This window comes from [Actinomadura] parvosata subsp. kistnae, from assembly GCF_900323885.1.
GTDB classification, from domain to species: domain Bacteria; phylum Actinomycetota; class Actinomycetes; order Streptosporangiales; family Streptosporangiaceae; genus Nonomuraea; species Nonomuraea composti.
The window spans coordinates 167049-183914 of record NZ_OOHJ01000027.1 but is presented as its reverse complement, the minus strand read 5'-3'; the positions used below and the strand labels follow the sequence as shown (position 1 = coordinate 183914).

General features: G+C 72.1%; 17 protein-coding genes. 11 read left to right on the top strand and 6 right to left on the bottom strand.

The window, feature by feature from the left end; genetic code table 11:
- Nucleotides 1-5: 5 nt before the first annotated feature.
- The 5 genes from KIS93_RS55430 to KIS93_RS55410 all read right to left on the bottom strand — a co-directional run bounded on the left by KIS93_RS55430 (nucleotide 6) and on the right by KIS93_RS55410 (nucleotide 4648).
- Nucleotides 6-1664, bottom strand: a complete 1659-nt coding sequence (locus KIS93_RS55430; RefSeq protein WP_080040922.1) for a thiamine pyrophosphate-binding protein — start codon at nucleotides 1662-1664, stop codon at nucleotides 6-8.
- Nucleotides 1661-2434 carry a cyclase family protein gene (locus KIS93_RS55425; protein WP_080040923.1) on the bottom strand — a complete coding sequence of 258 codons (774 nt, stop codon included), beginning with the start codon at nucleotides 2432-2434 and terminating at the stop codon, nucleotides 1661-1663. Before KIS93_RS55425 ends, KIS93_RS55430 begins: the two co-directional genes overlap by 4 nt.
- 61 nt (nucleotides 2435-2495) lie before the next feature.
- On the bottom strand, nucleotides 2496-3347 hold the full coding sequence (locus KIS93_RS55420; RefSeq protein WP_080040924.1) for an endo alpha-1,4 polygalactosaminidase: 852 nt from the start codon (nucleotides 3345-3347) through the stop codon (nucleotides 2496-2498).
- Between the two features lie 214 nt (nucleotides 3348-3561).
- The gene (locus KIS93_RS55415; protein WP_155128115.1) at nucleotides 3562-4197 is read right to left on the bottom strand and encodes a hypothetical protein; all 636 of its coding nucleotides are present in this window, start codon (nucleotides 4195-4197) and stop codon (nucleotides 3562-3564) included.
- 22 nt (nucleotides 4198-4219) lie between these two features.
- Complete coding sequence (locus tag KIS93_RS55410) at nucleotides 4220-4648, bottom strand: CBS domain-containing protein (RefSeq protein WP_080047001.1); 429 nt, start codon at nucleotides 4646-4648, stop codon at nucleotides 4220-4222.
- 137 nt (nucleotides 4649-4785) lie between these two features.
- Here KIS93_RS55410 and KIS93_RS55405 point away from each other — a divergent pair, with 137 nt between their 5' ends.
- The 11 genes from KIS93_RS55405 to KIS93_RS55355 all read left to right on the top strand — a co-directional run bounded on the left by KIS93_RS55405 (nucleotide 4786) and on the right by KIS93_RS55355 (nucleotide 15866).
- Complete coding sequence (locus KIS93_RS55405) at nucleotides 4786-6177, top strand: aminopeptidase P family protein (RefSeq protein WP_080040926.1); 1392 nt, start codon at nucleotides 4786-4788, stop codon at nucleotides 6175-6177.
- Nucleotides 6178-6327: 150 nt separating this feature from the next.
- Nucleotides 6328-7119, top strand: a complete 792-nt coding sequence (locus KIS93_RS55400) for an MlaE family ABC transporter permease (RefSeq protein ID WP_080040927.1) — start codon at nucleotides 6328-6330, stop codon at nucleotides 7117-7119.
- The gene (locus KIS93_RS55395; RefSeq protein ID WP_080040928.1) at nucleotides 7119-7973 is read left to right on the top strand and encodes an ABC transporter permease; all 855 of its coding nucleotides are present in this window, start codon (nucleotides 7119-7121) and stop codon (nucleotides 7971-7973) included. Before KIS93_RS55400 ends, KIS93_RS55395 begins: the two co-directional genes overlap by 1 nt.
- A gap of 4 nt (nucleotides 7974-7977) precedes the next feature.
- Nucleotides 7978-8991: an MCE family protein gene (locus tag KIS93_RS55390; RefSeq protein ID WP_080040929.1), complete on the top strand. Its 1014-nt coding sequence runs from the start codon at nucleotides 7978-7980 to the stop codon at nucleotides 8989-8991.
- Nucleotides 8991-10034, top strand: a complete 1044-nt coding sequence (locus tag KIS93_RS55385) for an MCE family protein (RefSeq protein ID WP_080040930.1) — start codon at nucleotides 8991-8993, stop codon at nucleotides 10032-10034. The genes KIS93_RS55390 and KIS93_RS55385 overlap by 1 nt, the downstream gene beginning before the upstream one ends.
- Nucleotides 10031-11050, top strand: coding sequence for an MlaD family protein (locus KIS93_RS55380; protein ID WP_080040931.1), 1020 nt, complete (start codon nucleotides 10031-10033; stop codon nucleotides 11048-11050). Before KIS93_RS55385 ends, KIS93_RS55380 begins: the two co-directional genes overlap by 4 nt.
- Nucleotides 11047-12072, top strand: a complete 1026-nt coding sequence (locus KIS93_RS55375; RefSeq protein ID WP_080040932.1) for an MCE family protein — start codon at nucleotides 11047-11049, stop codon at nucleotides 12070-12072. The genes KIS93_RS55380 and KIS93_RS55375 overlap by 4 nt, the downstream gene beginning before the upstream one ends.
- Nucleotides 12069-13070, top strand: a complete 1002-nt coding sequence (locus tag KIS93_RS55370; RefSeq protein ID WP_080040933.1) for an MCE family protein — start codon at nucleotides 12069-12071, stop codon at nucleotides 13068-13070. Before KIS93_RS55375 ends, KIS93_RS55370 begins: the two co-directional genes overlap by 4 nt.
- Entirely contained in the window at nucleotides 13067-14395 is a 1329-nt protein-coding gene (locus tag KIS93_RS55365) for an MlaD family protein (protein WP_080040934.1), read from the top strand. Before KIS93_RS55370 ends, KIS93_RS55365 begins: the two co-directional genes overlap by 4 nt.
- Nucleotides 14395-15252: a hypothetical protein gene (locus KIS93_RS55360; RefSeq protein WP_155128117.1), complete on the top strand. Its 858-nt coding sequence runs from the start codon at nucleotides 14395-14397 to the stop codon at nucleotides 15250-15252. The genes KIS93_RS55365 and KIS93_RS55360 overlap by 1 nt, the downstream gene beginning before the upstream one ends.
- A 17-nt stretch (nucleotides 15253-15269) precedes the next feature.
- On the top strand, nucleotides 15270-15866 hold the full coding sequence (locus KIS93_RS55355; protein ID WP_080040937.1) for a 4'-phosphopantetheinyl transferase family protein: 597 nt from the start codon (nucleotides 15270-15272) through the stop codon (nucleotides 15864-15866).
- Between the two features lie 40 nt (nucleotides 15867-15906).
- Here the strand turns inward: KIS93_RS55355 and KIS93_RS55350 are convergent, their stop codons facing one another.
- Nucleotides 15907-16839, bottom strand: a complete 933-nt coding sequence (locus KIS93_RS55350; RefSeq protein ID WP_080040938.1) for a cation diffusion facilitator family transporter — start codon at nucleotides 16837-16839, stop codon at nucleotides 15907-15909.
- Nucleotides 16840-16866 lie beyond the last annotated feature (27 nt).

Genomic DNA, 16866 nt, shown 5'->3' with positions numbered 1-16866 from the left:
CACGGTCAGTGGCCCTTGAACGCCTCCTCCAGCCACCAGGAGCCGCGTTCGCCCGTCACCTTGGCGTGCACCAGCAGCGGGCGGTCGCGCGGGCCGTTCAGCCATTCGGCGACGCCCGCCAGGTCCTCCGCCCGGGTGACGGTCACGGCGGCCAGGCCGTGGCCGCGGGCGATGGCCGCCAGGTCGGCGGGCGGGAACGTGACGGTGTCCAGGGGGTGGCCGTGCGGGCCGAAGTGGTGCACTTCGGCCCCGTACGCCTCGTCGTCGTACACGACGATCACCATCGGCAGCCCGAGCCGGACCACGGTCTCCAGCTCGGCCAGGCCCATGAGCGCGCCGCCGTCGCCGAGCGCGGCCACCGGGAGCCGGTCGGGGCGGGCGACGGCGGCGCCGATCGCGGTCGCCAGGCCCAGCCCGACCGACTGGAACGCCTGCGTGAAGCAGAACCCGCCCTCGTCGGGGACGTCCAGCAGCATCGACGGATATCCCATGAAATTTCCGGAGTCGACGGAGACGATCCGCTCGGCGGGCAGCAGCGCGTCCAGGCCGATCGTGAGCGTCCGCGGGTCGATCCGGCCGCCGCCGCTCTCGTCCTCGTACGGGACGGCCTGCCAGCGCCCCTCGGCCCGGATGCGCCCGGCCAGCGCGGGCGTCCGGTAACCGGGCCCTGCCGCGACCTGGGCGGCCACCTTGCGGGCGACCTCGGCCACGTCGCCCACCACGCCCACGTCGGCGGGGACGTGCGTCTTGAGCGCCGCCGCGTCGAGATCCACCTTCGCCGCCCTGGCGCCGGGCGAGATGAGGGAGCCATGGCGGGTGGTCCACATGTTGAGCGCGCAGCCCCAGGCGACGACCAGGTCGGCCGCGCGGATCAGCTCGGCGGCCAGCGGCGTGGCGAACCCGCCCGACACGTCGAGATCCCACGGGCTGCCGCGGAAGAGCCCCTTGGCCACCGCGGACGTCGCCAGCAGCGCGCCCGTCCGCTCGGCCAGCTCCTCCAGCTCGCGGCGGGCGTGCCGGGCGCCGCGCCCGGCGATGAACACGGGCCGCCGGGCCGCCTCCAGCGCCTGCACCAGCGCCCCCACCTCGGACCCGGCCGGCTCCTTCGCGGCGGGGAACCCGGACGGCGGCCCGGCCGCCAGCAGGCGGGCGACGAGCGCGGGCACGTCCTGCGGCCCGTCGTAGGCGGCGGACTGGACGCCGAGCGGCAGGTTGAGCAGCACCGTGCGCCGCTCCTCCACCGCCACCCGGTACGCCTCGACCACCTGCTCGACCGCCGCCCGCGCCGAGGTGACCCGCAGCGCCGCCGCTCCCACGGCGGTGGCCAGGCCGGCCTGGTCGATGTGGAAGTTGGACTGGGCCTCGGTGGCCTCACCGGCGAGCACGATCAGCGGCGTGCGGCTCTTGGCCGCCTCCGTGAGCCCGGTCATGGCGTTGGTGAGCCCGGGCCCCTGGTGCACGGTCACCACGCCGGCCCGGCCGCTCATCCGGGCGTAGGCGTCGGCCATGGTGGCGGCGCCGCCCTCGTGGCGGGCGGCGACGAAGGGCGACCCGCTCGCGACGAGGGCGTTGGTGACGTGGAAGTTGCCGCTGCCGACCACCCCGAAGACGGTGCCGGCGCCGCACGCGGCCAGGGCCCGGCCGACGGCCTCGGCGACGATCAACGCTCCACCAGGGCGAGCACCCGCACGGGGCTGCCGGAGCCGCCGACGATGGGCAGCGGCGGGGCGACCACGACGGCGCCGGTCACCGGCAGGCGGTCGAGGTTGCGCAGCTGGGTCAGGCCGTACTTGCCGGCGCCCAGCAGGAAGGAGTGGCAGGGGAAGGGCGGGTCGAAGGAGTGGGCGGCGCCGGCGTCGGTGCCGACGGTCTCGACGCCGATGCCGAGGATGGGGGTCTCGGCGGCCAGCCACCGGGCGCACTCCACGGAGATGCCGGGCGTGTGGGGGCCGCTCGCGTCGGCGTTCAGGAAGGCGGCCTGGTCGCCGGAGCGGGTGTCCCAGCCGGTGCGGTAGAGCAGCCAGCCGCCGTCGGGGAGCGGGCCGTTGGCCCGCTCCCACTCCTTGACGTGGTCGATCTGAAGGAGGAAGTCGGGGTCCTTCGACGCCTCCGCCGCGAAGTCGAGCACCACGGCGGGGGCGATGAGGCTGCGCGCGGGCACCTGGGAGACGTCCTGGCCGTCGCGGGCGGTGACCCAGTGGACGGGGGCGTCGAAGTGGGTGCCGGTGTGCTCGCCGGTGTGGATGTCGTTCCAGTACCAGGCCGGGCCGCGGTCGTCGTAGCGGCTGATCTCCTCCAGCCGGAACGGGATCGTGTTGCCGAACGGCTCGGGCAGCTGGAGGATCGGCGTCTCCTGCGAGAGGGGCGCGGTGAGGTCGATCACTTCGATCCCGCCGCCGCGCACGCTGTCCACGAAGCTCTGCAACACCGACATGTCTTCCTCCTTGGTGGGCTGAGCGCATCCTCCTACGCTCGCCCTACCGGCGCAAACGCCTCTAACGGCAGGCGGTGCGGGTGCCGTCCAGGTCGTAGGTCTTCTTCAGCGAGTTGAAGTTCTGGGCGTTGGACTTGGCGCAGAACTGGGAGGTCTTCAGCTCGTACTCGACCTGGAAGACGGCCTTGCCGGCCTTGACGAACTGGTCGTAGCCGTACGTGCCGTTCTGGGCGGTGGTGCACTCGGAGTACTGCCAGCACTGCTCGTTGACGGCGAAGTCGTAGTACGGCAGCAGCTTCGGGATCTGGGCGACGTCGTTCTTGAGCCCGACGGCCAGCCCCCGCTTGTGGGCCTCGTTGGCGAACCAGGCGTTGTAGGCGAGCTGGTCGGCGGCGGTGAGCGGGAAGCCGCTGTCGTTGGTGTAGGCGTCGACGTTGTCGGGCTCCACGGCGTCGAACCCGGCGGCCTTGCACATGTCGAGCCGGGCCTTCATGATCTCGCCGAGGGTGCCGCCGTACTGGCGGATGTCGAGCCAGCGCTCGCCCTCCCACTCCTCCAGCGGCTTGCCGATGACGCTCGCGGGGAAGCGGCCTGCGTCGGGGCGCCAGTCCTCGTGGGTGCCGGCGCTGATGTAGCAGACGACCTTACGGCCGGGCTTGGCGGCCTTGAGCTCCTTGACGATCGCGCCGCTCTTGGCGGCGAAGCCGTCGATGTCGTACATCTGCACGTCGAGGAACGGCTTGGCGGGCAGGGAGGACAGCCGCCACTCCCAGCTCGTGTTGAGCGCGGGCTTCCAGCAGCCGGCGCAGGGGACCGGGTCGGGCAGCTTCGCGGCCTCGGCGGGGCCAGTGGTGAGGCCAGTGGTGAGAGCGGCGGTGACGACCAGGGCGGCGATGAGAACGGGAAGACGCATGGACACTCCTCGCGAACGAAAAGGGTTCGGATCGGTGGCTCACGCGTGCTGTTCCGCACTCTCCGTCGCGCGTCCTGGCCAGGGACGCCGGAGTGGCGTGGCCCATAGAGCGCAGGGTCGACACGCCAGCACGCCCGGGCGTGCCTCCTCTCTGTCGCCCGACAGAATTGCGCGTTCTTGCCGGATTGTCCAGCGCTTCGGTCAAGAAGGGGCGTCAGACCTTGGTCCACTCCACGCAGCCGCCCGTCTGGAACGCCTTGTCCGTGGCCAGGATCGTGACGGTGGCCGGGCCGTTCGGCATGCCGGTGGCGATCGCGTCGCCGGTCGTGGTGCGCAGCCTGGCCCAGTAGCACATCGGGAAGCCGGACATGGGGCCGGTCGTGCGGTACGTGCCGGGCTGGATGTCGGTGCCGACGACGAGCGTGCGCAGGAGCGAGGAGAGCTCGACGGCGGGGCCGGTGGCGCCTCCGTCACCGGCCGGAGGGGTGGTGACCTGCCCGGGCTGGGTTTGAGCGGGTGGCTGCGTCTGAGCCGGTGGCTGGGTCTGGGCGGGCGGTTGGGTCTGTGCGGGTGGCTGGGTCTGTGCGGGCGGCTGCGTGTCCTGGGGCGGCGTGGTCCCGGCCGGGGCGGACTCCTCCGGCAGCGTGTCCTCGACCGTCACCGTCACCTTGGGCTCGTCGGGCTCCTCCTCGCCCGTCGTGCCCGCCCCGAACCCGACGAGCACGCCCAGCAGGAAGCCCAGCAGCGCCGCCAGCCCTGAGACGAGCACGATGATCGGCGGACTGCTGGTCGCCCGCGGGTAATCCGGGTACCGGGACTGGTCAGGGGGTGGCGGGGGCCCGTACATCACGGACCCAAGCGTGCCATCCCTGTCAACGGTGGAGATAGTCGACGAGCGACGCCTTCTCCGTCTCCAGCTCCTCGATCGCGCTCTTGACCACGTCGCCGATGCTCACGATGCCGACGAGCAGGCCGCCCTCGACCACGGGCATGTGGCGGAAGCGCTGCGTGGTCATCGTGCGGCGCAGCGAGTCGACGTTCTCGCCCGGGCCGACCGTGGTGACCTCGGTCGTCATGATCGACGAGACCGGGGCGTCGAGGATCGCGGCGCCGCGGTCGTGCAGGCGGCGCACGACGTCGCGCTCGGAGACGATCCCCTCGATGGTCTGGCCGTCGGTGGAGACGACGACGGCGCCGATGTTGTGCTCCGCGAGCTGGGCGAGCAGCTCTCGAACGGTGGCCCCGGGTGCCACCGTCGTCACGCCACTGCCTTTCGCACGAAGGATCGTCCCGATGAGCATGTGCACCACCTCTGCCCTCAGTCTGCCAAGCCTGCCTCCAGGCAAACAAGCCGGTGGGGACGGAGTCAATGGGTCACGTAGGCTGCTTGGCGTACGAAATCCCGTACACGACCGAAATATCACCCGAGGACTGCCAGATGACCGAGCCGCTCAACACCGGAAGCCACGACCTGCCCGTCACCGAGGAGCTGGCCGCCTTCATGCGCACCGGCTGGGGGCGGCAAGGCGCGGCCGAGGTGGGCGCGCGGCCGATCGCGCCGTGGGCGGCCAAGCGGCGGGCCGCGCTGGCGCAGCGCTTCCCCGGCGAGCGGCTGGTGATCCCGGCGGGCACGCTGAAGGTGCGCAGCAACGACTGCGACTACCGGTTCCGGCCGCACAGCGCGTACTCGTACCTGACGGGGGCGGGCGAGTCGGACGACGTGCTGGTGATCGAGCCGTCCGGCGAGGCGGTCCTGTACGTCAGGCCGCGCGCCCCGCGCGAGGAGGGTCAGGAGTTCTACCGCGACCGCCGCTACGGCGAGTTCTGGGCCGGCCCGCGGCCCGACCTGGCGGAGGCGGCCGAGCTGTACCAGATCGACTGCGCCCACATCCGCGAGCTGCGCCTCGACGGCCCGGCCCGGGTGCTGCGCGGCGTGGACGCCTCGGTGGACGCCCGGGTGCCGAGGGGCGACGGTGACGCCGAGCTGGAGTCGTTCCTGTCGGAGATGCGGCTGGTCAAGGACGAGTGGGAGATCGGCGAGCTGCAGGGCGCGGTGGACGCGACCGCGCGCGGCTTCGAGGACGTCGTGCGCGCGCTGCCGCAGGCGCTGGGGCACCCGCGCGGCGAGCGGTACCTGGAGGGCGTGTTCGGGCTGCGCTCAAGGCTGGAGGGCAACGCGGTCGGCTACGACAGCATCGTGGCCGCCGGCGCGCACGCGTGCGTGCTGCACTGGATCCGCAACGACGGCGCCCTGAACGCCGGCGACCTGCTGCTGATGGACGCGGGCGTCGAGGCCGACACGCTCTACACCGCCGACGTCACCCGCACCATCCCGATGTCCGGCCGGTTCAGCGCGGTGCAGCGGCAGGCGTACGAGCTGGTGTACGAGGCCCAGTCGGCCGCCATCGCCACCCTGCGCCCCGGCGCCCGCTTCCGCGACTTCCACCTCGCGGCCATGCGCGTCATCTGCGACGGGCTGCGCGACTGGGGCCTGTTCACGCAGTCCACGGACGAGCTGATGGAGACCGGCCTGTACCGGCGCTACACGCTGTGCAGCAGCGGCCACATGCTCGGCCTCGACGTGCACGACTGCGCCAAGTCGCGCGCCGAGATGTACCTGGACGGCGTCCTGGAGGAGGGGCACGTGCTGACCGTCGAGCCGGGCCTGTACCTGCAGCCGGACGACCTGACGCTGCCGGAGGAGCTGCGCGGCATCGGCATCCGCATCGAGGACGACCTGGTGGTCACCGCCGGCGGCGCCCGCCTGATGTCCTCGGCGCTGCCCCGCCACCCCGACGAGATCGAGGCGTGGATGGGCGCCCTGCTGTGATCGGCCGGGTGTAACGGGGCGGTCACTTTTCGTACCCGCCTGACAAGGCGCGGCCCGGCCCTCATCCCTTTCGCGCAAATTCCCGCCAAGCCATGGCCTACTGGACAACCCGTCAGTAGGGTGGGCGATCCGTAGGCGGCGGAGGTGGTGATGGCCTGGTCCGGGTACGTCGGACGCCGGGCCGGCTCGGCTCTCGGCCAGGTCGGTGACCTGTTCGTCATCGTCCTGGAGGGCCTGCGCCGGAGCTGGGACGTCAGGCGCTGGTGGTGGGAGTTCGTCGACCAGTGCTGGTTCCTGGCCCGCGTCACCAGCGTCCCCGTGCTGCTGGTCGCCCTGCCGCTGGGCGCCACCGTGGCCTTGCAGGTGGGCGAGCTGGCCAGGCAGCTGGGCGCCGGCTCCGCGACCGGCAGCGCGGTCTTCGTCGGCCTCATCCGTGAGGTGGCGCCGCTGGCCAGCGCGCTGCTCATCGCCGGGGCCGGCGGCAGCGCGATGACCTCCGACATCGGCGCCCGGCACATCCGCGACGAGCTGAGCGCGATGGAGGTCATGTCGGTCAACCCGATCCACCGCCTGGTCACGCCGCGCATGTGGGCGGCCAGCACGATCGCGGTGTGCCTGTGCCCGCTGGTCATCGTGGCGGGCGCGGCGGGCGGCTACTTCTTCAACGTGGTCGTGCAGGGCGTCACGCCGGGCGCGTACTTCGACGGAGCGCTGTCGCTGGTCGTGGCGTCCGACCTGTACGTGACGCTGTTCAAGGCGTGGATCTTCGGGTTCGTGGCGGCGGGCGTGGCGTGCTGGAAGGGCATGACGTGCGCGACCAGCCCGGTCGGGGTGGGGCGGGCGGTCAACCAGGCGACCGTGGTGACGTTCATGCTGGTGTTCACGTTCAACTACGTGATCTCGGCCGTGTACTTCCTGGCCTACCCGCCGAGGTCGCTCTGATGGTCACCCGGACCGCCGGCCTCCGGCTCGCCCGCAGGGGGCGGGACGCCGCCGAGCGGTTCGCCGCGCTGGCCGACTGGCCGCTGTTCGTGTGGCGGGTGCTGTTCTATTCCGTACGCGACGTCGTGCTCCGGCTGAAGTACTTCAAGGTCGTCGTCCGGCAGGTCAGCGACGTGGTCGTGGGCGTCGGGGCGACCGTCATCGGCGGCGGCATGATCTTCGTGGTGTTCACGATGGCGTTCGTCGTGGGCGCGACCGTGGGCCTGCAGGGCTACCAGGGGTTGCAGGCGATCGGCGCGGAGTCGTTCATGGGGCTGGTCGGCAGCTTCGCGAACGTGCGGGAGATCACCCCGATCATCGCCGCGACGGCGCTGGCGGCGCAGGTCGGCTCGTCGTTCACGGCGGAGCTGGGCGCGATGCGCATCTCCGACGAGATCGACGCGCTGGAGGTGATGGGCATCAACGCCTTCACCTACCTGATCTGCACGCGGGTGGTGGCGGCGCTGCTGGCGCTGGTGCCGATCTACCTGATCGCGTTGTTCGCCAGCTTCTTCGCCACCCGGCTGATGTGCACCGTGCTGTTCGGGCTGGCGCCCGGCGTCTACGACTACTACTTCTACCTGTACCTGCCGGTCAGCGACATCGTGTTCAGCGTCGCCAAGGTGGCCGTGTTCGCCTTCGCGGTCATCGTGATCCACTGCTTCCACGGTTTCCACGCCACGGGCGGGCCGGTGGGCGTGGGGGTGGCGGCGGGCCGGGCCATCCGCCAGTCGATCGTCACGATCGTGCTGCTCAACCTGCTGCTGTCGTACCTGTTCTGGGGCGGCGGCGGCAACATACCGCTGACGGGGTGAGCCGGTGGCCCGAGCTGATCTCCCTCTCGCCGCCCGGCTGGGCCTCGCGCTGGCCGTGCTGGCCGTCTTCGCCGCCGCGGCCCTGTACGCCGTCCGCTCCGCCACGCAGGTCCCCGGCACCCGGATCGACGCCGTGTTCGGCCGGGCCGGGCAGGGCCTCGACGCCGGCTCCCCCGTCAAGATCCGCGGCATCACGGTCGGCGAGGTGACGAACCTGTCGCTGGACCCCCAGGGCCGGGCCGTGGTCACCATGCACGTGACGGTCCCGCTGCCCAGGACCACGGTGGCCTCCGTGGAGCCCGCGTCGGTGTTCGGCCCCAAGTTCGTCGGCCTGGAGCCCGGCTCCGCCGAGACCACCGGCCCGTTCCTGGCGAGCGGCGCCGTCATCACCGACACGCGCGCCCCCCTGGATCTGTCCGACACGCTCGGCGACGCCTACAAGGGCCTGGACGCGGTTGATCCGCGTGAGGTCACCGTCATCGTGCACACCCTGGCCAAGGGCCTGGAGGGGCAGGGCACCGACCTGCGCGAGCTGATCGACGACGCCGGCACCGTCGTCGGCGTGGCGCACCGGCACCGGCAGCGGGCCAGGCAGTTCCTGCACGACGCGGCGCTGCTCGGCACCGCGCTGTCGGACAAGGGCGACGACCTGGTCGCCATCTCCTCCGACGTCAACGTGATCACCCCCGACCTGCTGGAGCGGGCCGACAAGGTGCGCGCGCTGCTCGCCGAGATCGACTCGATCTCCGGCCAGGTCACGCACGGCCTGGCCAAGCACCGGCAAGACCTGCGGGCCGGCGTGCACTCGGGCGAGCGGGTGGCCGCGCTCATCTACGCCCAGCTCGGCCTGGCCGGTGACGGCGTACGCGGCCTGAACCGGCTCATCGACCTGCTCAACGAGCTCATCGAGGCGCCGGGGCCCGGCAACAGCCGCCAGCTCCAGGTGGAGGCGTTCGTGGCGACCGACATCTGCGAGCTGATCGTCGGCGCCTGCGGCCCCACCGACGGGAGGCGCTGATGGAACGCGTGCGCCGCCGGTGGACGTTCGTCCGCTTCGTGCTGTTCATCGGCGTGACGCTGTCGCTGATCGTGTTCATCGCCGTGCAGATCGCGCGGGTGAGCACGGGCGGCGGCTACCGGCTGACCGCCGTCTTCGACGACGTGTCCGGGCTGGTCGAGGGCGACCAGGTGAAGATCGCCGGCGCGCCGGTCGGCCAGGTCGAGCGGATCAGGGTCGTGGACGGGCGGGCGGAGGTGACGATGGAGGTGCGGGACGCGGTCAAGGTGCCCACCGACACCGAGGCGGCCGTCCGCTGGCGCAACGCCGTCGGCCAGCGCGTGGTCTACCTGCTGCCCGGCACCGCGCCCGGCCGGCTGCCGCCCGGCTCGCGCATCACCCGCACCTCCTCCGTCGTGGACATCGGCGAGCTGGTCAGCGACCTCGGCCCGCTCACCCGCAGCCTCGACCCCGAGCAGATCAACCGGCTCCTGACGGCCGCCGCCACCTCGCTCAAGGGCAACGAGCGCAACATCCCCCGCCTGCTCGACAACGTCAACGCGATCACCACCACGGTCGCCGAGCGCAGGAAGACCATCGAGCGGCTGCTGAAGGACTACGCCACCGTCACCGGCGTCGTCGCCAGGCGGGACAAGCAGATCGAGCGGCTCGTCGACAACCTCGTCACGCTGTCGGAGGCGTTCGCCGACAACCGGAAGCTCGTGGACGACGCTCTGGTGCAGCTCTCGGCCACCTTCCACACCTCCGACGAGGTGCTCGGCAAGAACGCCGGCGAGCTGGGCCGGCTGGTGGACAACCTGTCGGGGCTGACCGGCGGCATCCGGCGGCACGTGGGCGAGATCGACAAGGCGGTCAGCACGTTCCCGCCGCTGCTCACGCGGGCGTACTCGTCGGTCAACCGGGGCCACTACTTCATCACCGCCGTGCCGTGCCTGGCGCTCAGCGCGGCGCCCTGCCCGTACGGGATGCAGACGCCGCCGCCGCTGCGCAACACCAGGATCCAGAGCGAGAAGGACCTCAGGAAGCTGCTGGTGGGCCGGTGAAGTCCTTCCGCGACCGCAACAAGCACGCCGTCGGCCTGGCGTCGCTGGCCACGCTGGCCGTGGTGCTGGTGGCCACGTTCCTGGTCGGGAACCTGGGGCTGCTGGAGGGCGGCTACACGATGTCGGGGGTGTTCGTGGACTCTGGCGGGCTGCGCACCGGCAACGACGTCCGCGTGGCCGGGGTGCGGGTCGGCAAGGTGACCGAGGTGCGGGCCGACTACGGGCAGGGGAACGTGGTCGTCACCTGGAAGGTGGACGACGGGGTACGGCTCGGCCGCTCCACGCGGGCCGACATCACCCTGTCCAACCTGCTCGGCGGCCGGTACGTCAAGCTCACCGGCGCCGTCGCGCCCCCGTACCTCGACCAGCTCCCCGAGGCCCAGCGGCGCATCCCCGTGCAGCGCACCGGCGTGCCCACCCTCGTCAACGACGCCATCAAGGACGCGACCCGGCTGGTCGAGCGGCTCGACACCGATGCCGTGGACGACCTGCTCACCGAGCTGGGCAAGCTCGACACGTTCAAGCGCGGCCGGGTCACCCGCCTGCTCGACAACATCGGCGAGCTGTCGGAGACCATCAGCGGCAGCGAGCCGCAGCTCCAGCGGCTGCTCGACAACGGCACCCGGATCATGAAGGTCCTGGAGAAGAAGGACGCCCAGCTCGGCCGGCTGCTCGACGCGGTCGAGATCATGCTGAACGAGCTGCGCCGCCGCCGCGACGAGCTGCGTACCATCCTCGGCGACGGCAGCGACCTCGTGGCGAGCACCACCCGGCTGATCACCGAGCACGAGCGGGCGCTCGTGCGGGTGCTCGACGACAACGCGGCCATCACCACCCGGCTCAGCGGCAGCAACGAGCGGCTCAACTCGCTGCTGGCGTGGGCGGGCCCGACGTTCTCCGGGCTGGCCACGATGGGCGGGCAGGGGCCGTGGCTGGAGGCCATCGCGACCGGCCTGGGGCCGATCAACCCCGAGGTGCTGGCGGCCATCGCCGACGACAGGAAGGACCAGCGATGAGACGGCTCGCGGCGGTGCTGCTCGCCTGGGTGCTGCTCGCCTCCGGCTGCTCGGTGGGCGGGGCCGGCCCGTACCCGCTGGTGGCGATCTTCAGCCAGGCGCCTTCCCTGTACGAGGAGGCGCGGGTCAAGGTGATGGGGCTCGACGCCGGCTACGTGGACCGGATCCGGATATCAGGCGACAAGGTACGGGTGGAGCTGCGGATCGACCGGCACGTGCCGCTGCCCGCCGACGTCCATGCCGTGGTCGCGCCGCAGAACACGCTCGGCGAGCGCAACGTCGTCCTCTACCCCCCGTGGAAGCCCGGCGACGCGCGCGCCCAGGCCGGGGCGACGATCCCGCTGGAGCGCACCGACCTGCCGGTGGAGATCGACGAGGCGCTCGACGCGTTCACCAAGCTGACCGACGCGCTCGACGACGACAAGCTCGGCCGGGTGGCCGGCGACCTGGCCGACGGGGTGCGCGGCCGCGGCAAGACCATCAACGGCGCCATCGCCGACACCGCCGAGCTCACCGGCGTCCTGGCCAAGCAGGACCAGCAGCTCGTGGACCTCGCCAAGAGCCTCAACAAGCTGGCCACCAGCCTCAACGAGCGCGAGAGCCAGGTGACCGGCGCCATCGACGCCTTCTCCGAGGCGAGCGCCACGCTGGCGGAGGAGCGGCGGCGGCTGCGCGGGTTCGTCACCTCCATGGCCGGGTTCGTGCGGCGCGGCGACGTCATCATCGAGCAGTACTCCAAGCGGCTGCCCCAGGCCGCCACGACGCTGGCCGAGCTGGTGCTGACCGTGCGGGCCAACAGCGCCTCCACCGCGCGGGCGGTCAAGGGCGCGGCCGACTTCGCCGACGTGCTCATCGACTCCTGGGACCGCAAGCAGCACGTCCTGAAGATCCGCGTCGTGCTCAACGCGATGACCAGGGCGTGGCTCACCCCGCTGTTCGACGCCCTGAACCTGGGCCCGGTGCCGTGCCTGCCCGCCGGGCTGAGCAACTGCCCCTTCGAGCGACAGGGGAACCCCCGATGACCAGGCGGTGGACGGGAGTGCTCGCGGCGCTGGCGCTGACCGCCGGGTGCTCGCTGCAGACGCTCGGCGCCACCACCGGCGACCTGACCCTGCACGCCGTCTTCGACGACGCGCAGAGCCTCGTGACCGGGCACAGCGTGCAGATCTCCGACGTGCGCGTGGGCACCGTCACCGGCATCGAGCTGGAGGGTTACCGGGCCAGGGTGACGATGTCGATCCAGTCGGCGCACCGGGTGCCCGAGGGCAGCACGGCCACCGTCGCCAAGACGTCCGTGCTGGGCGAGAACTACGTCCGCCTCACCCCGCCCCCCGGCAAGAACCTCGCCACCGGCCCGTACCTCAAGGACGGCGCCACCATCGCCGAGACGTCCGTCGAGCCGGACATCGAGCAGGTCACCGCCAAGGCCGGGCCGCTCATCGAGGCGCTCGGCGCCCAGGACGTCAACGCCATCCTCGACGCCGCCTCCACCGCCTTCGCCGGGCAGGGCGACGACGTGAACCGGCTGATCAAGCAGACCGCGCAGGTCACCGACGCGTACGCGGCCGCCCGCCGCGACCTCGGCACCTCCATCGACGCCCTGGCCAGGCTCGGCGACGACCTCGCAGAAGGCAGCGCCGAGCTCGACAAGCTGCCCGGCACGCTCGCCGCCGCCACCGGCCGCCTCGCGCACGGCCGCAGGCACGTCAAGAAGACCATCGTCGCCCTCACCCGGCTCGCCGAGCAGGCCAACCTCACCGTCTACCCGCGCCACGCCGCGCGGCTGCGCACGCTCCTGCGCGAGCTGGAGGCCATCTCGACGGCCATGCAGCGGGGCAAGGAGGACCTCAAGGCGCTGGTGGCCAAACTGCAGGCGTTCATCGACACGCCGCCGATCACCGTCAACGGGCAGGTGCTCATCTACGTGTGGCTCAAGGGCCTGCTGCCGAACGTGCGCGGCGCCCCCGTACGCGACGAGCGCGGCGCCGACTTCAGCCTGCTGCTGGAGCCGCCGCGATGAGAAACCGCATCTACGTCAACCTCGGCTTCTTCGTGCTGCTGGGCATCGCCATGACGGTCTGGGCGTTCAGCACGATCATCCGGCTGGACGCCGTCGAGCGGCCCTACCGGGTCTCGGCCGAGTTCGTCTCCTCCCCCGGGCTCATCCGCGGGTTCGACGTGGCGTACCTGGGCGTGCGCGTCGGCAAGATCGGCGAGGTGCGGCTCGCGCCCGGCAAGATCATCGTGGGCCTGGACATCGACAGGGAGATCCGCCTGCCCAAGGGCGTCACCGCCGAGGTGCGGCGCCGCTCCGCCATCGGCGAGCCGTACGTGGCGCTCTCCCCGCCGCCCACCGGCGTCGCCGGCCCCGCGCTCGCGCCCGGCGACACCATCCCGCTGGCCAGGACGACCGTGCCGCTCGACTACAAGAAACTCTTCGAAGGGGTCGGCAAGCTGCTCAACGCCGTGCCTCCCGAGGACGCCGACACCATCGTGCACGAGCTCGCCGTCGCCCTCGACGGGCGCGCGCCCGCCATCCGCCGCATCATCGACGACGCCCACACCCTGACCGGCACCCTCGCCGACAACGCCGCCGTCCTCGACGACCTCGCGGTGCAGCTCACCCGGCTCACCCACACGCTCGCCGGTCGGCGCGGCGCCCTGGCCTCCGGCATCACGGACCTGCGCACGGTGACGGCGGCGCTGCGCGAGTCACGTACGGACCTGAACGCCATCCTCGACCAAGGGCCCGGCGTGTTCGCCCAGCTCGACGCCGCCATCCGCACGTCCAGGCCCGGCTTCTCCTGCCTCCTGACCGCCGCCGGGCTGCCGCACCAGCCCGCCTTCTCCGCCGCCACCGAACGCAACGTGCACCACCTGCTGAGCATCATGCCGACCGCGCTCAGCCTCGCCGGCGACATCAGCGAACGGCGCGGCGGGACCGTGTACGGGAAGGCGTCGTTCATCTTCAGCGTGCCGGGCGGGCCGACGCCGGCCGAGGAGTACGCGGGCCCGCTCGGGCCGCCCGCCATCCCCAAGCTGCGCTCCTGCCCGGCCCGCTCGCCCGCGCCCGCCCCCGACTTCACCGCCGACCGCGGCCACACCTCCGCTGACGACGCCGACGCCTCCCCGGCCGCCGAGCGTCCGAGCGAGCAGGCCAGTCCTGAGCCTTCCTCTGACAGCAGCACCACCCCGTCACCCAAGGGCGTGGCCGCCACCCGGCCCGCGCCCCCCATGAACGTCGTCCCGCTGATTGCCGCGATCTTCCTCGCCGTGGTGGTGAGCGGTGGCATCGTGGGCTGGATCGCGGCGGGCCGGGCCGCCCGCCGCCGTGAGGAGTCGTGATGACCGACGAGCCCAAGGCCGTCCAGCCGCCCGAGGACGCCCGGGAGCCTGAGGACGTCCAGTCGCCCGAGGACGCGCAGGCGCGTGAGGACGCGCAGGAGCGTGAGGACGCGCAGGAGCGTGAGGACGTCCAGAAGCCCGAGGACGCGCAGGGACCTGAGGACACGCACGAGCCTGAGAGCGCCCAGGAGCCTGAGAGCGCCCCGCCGCTCGCCGACGACACGACCGTCGCGGCCGGGACCGGGGACGGGGCCGGGGACGGGGACGGGGACGACGGCGGGCGGCCGTCGCGGCGCGGGCGGTTCACGCGGGCCAAGGTGATGGGCGCGCTGGCCGCCATGCTGGTGACCGCGATCACCGCCACCGCCGTCCTGCAGTGGCTCTCCGCCGCCCAGGCCGAGGACGCGCGCGCCGGCCTGGAGTCGGAGCGCGCCCTGCGGCTGGAGGTCTCCGGCGCGGCCAGCGCGTTCAGCCGCGCCCTGCTCAGCTACGACTACCAGAACCTCCAGAGCACCCGCTCCACCCTCGCCGCCCAGGCCACGGGCGACTTCCTGAGCACGTACGACGCGGCGTTCGGCGGCGCGATGGCGCAGGTCATCGTCAAGCTCAAGGCCACCTCGCAGGCCACGGTGCGCGAGGTGTACCTGGCGGACGTGGACGAGGCCACCGCCCACGCCATCGTCGTCGTGGACCAGCAGGTGAACACGTCGGAGGCGATACGCTCGGTGAAGGACTCCCACCTTAAGATCAGCCTTGTCAAGGAGAAGGGGACCTGGAAGATTCATGACGTGACCGTGCTCGGCGCGGCGTCGGAAGACCAGTACAACCTCAACGACGACAAGAAGAAGAAGGACTGACGATCGGCCCCTTAGCGATGGGCGGCCGCCCCGACGAGGTGCGCGCCCCCGATGACTGGCTCACCGAGGTGGAGAAGGAGCGGGCCGCCCGCTTCAAGTTCGACACCGACCGCAGCATCTTCATCGCCGCCCACCTCCTCGTCCGGCTCTGCGCCGCCGAGGTGCTGGGCGAGGACCCGGCGCGGCTCACGCTGCTGCAGTACTGCGAGATGCACGGTTTCGGGCACGGCAGGCCGTACTTCGAGCAGTATCCCGATCTCGGCGTCAGCTTCAGCCACACGCGCGGTTACGTGTGCGCGGCGGCCGGGCCCGGCAAGGTCGGGGTGGACGCCGAGCGTGTCCGCCCGGGGCCTCTCGACACGGTGCTGGCCGACCGCGTGCTGACCCCGCGCGAGCGGGCGCTGGTCACCGGCAACGACGAGCTGATCCGGCACTGGACGCGCAAGGAGGCGCTCATCAAGCGGGGCGAGCTGACCCTCGACAAGGTGAGCACGGGCGGCGATGACCTGACCGGACGCCACCTGCTGGAGTGGACCGCCGGCCCGGACATCAGGGTGGCCGTCGTCACCGACACCCCGGCCCGCCGCGCCCCCATCCCGGGCGCACCTTCATGAGGGTCGGTCTATGAGGGTCGGTCTTCATGAGGGTGGGCCTTCATGAGCGGCGGCGGGTGGGGGTCGGGTCGAGGAAGACCTGCCTGACGCCGGGGAAGCGCTCCCTCAGCCGCCGGTCCACCTCCTCGCAGGCGATCTCCACCCCGGCGGCGCTGGCCTCGTCCCTGAAGTCGATCTTCGCGGCGACCAGCACCTCGCCGGGGCCGATCATCATCGTCAGCAGCTCGACCACGTCCTCCACCTCGGGCTGGGCCAGCAACACGGCCCGCACCCCGGTCTCAAGCGCCTGCGGCGCGGCCTGGCCGATGAGCAACGACAGGTTCGACTGGATCAGGATGAGCGCGACGACCAGCAGGAGCAGGCCGATCGCGACGGACGCGGCGCCGTCCCAGAGCGCCGAGCCGGTGAGCTGCGAGCCCAGCAGCCCCGCACCGGCGACGAGCAGCCCCACGAGCGCCGCCGCGTCCTCGAACAGCACGGCCTTCAACGCGGTGTCGGACGTGAGCCGCACCAGCCGCACGGGGCTCACCTCGTAGCGGACCGCCTCGGCCCGCAACTGCCGGTACGCCTTCGAGAACGAGACCGCCTCGATCACGAACGAGACGGCCAGCACCACGTACGACGGCGTGAGGTTGGCCAGCTCCTCACCATGGCTGATCTCGTGCAGCCCGTGCGTGACCGAGAACCCCGCCCCGCCCACCAGCGTCGCCACCGCCGCCATCATCGCCCAGAAGAACCCGGCCTTGCCGTGCCCGAACGGGTGCCGCCGGTCGGCGGGCCTGCCCGAGCGGCGCACCGCCACCAGCAGCAGGAGCTCGGTGACCGTGTCGGCGGCCGAGTGCGCCGCCTCCGACAACATCGCCGCCGAGCCGCCGATCAGGCCGGCGACGAGCTTGGCCAGCGCGATGGTGAGGTTCGCGGCGCCGGCGACGAGCACGGTGCCGAGGCTCTCCCCCGACTTGGGCTCCCCCATGGTGTTCAACTCTACGTGCGCTAGATT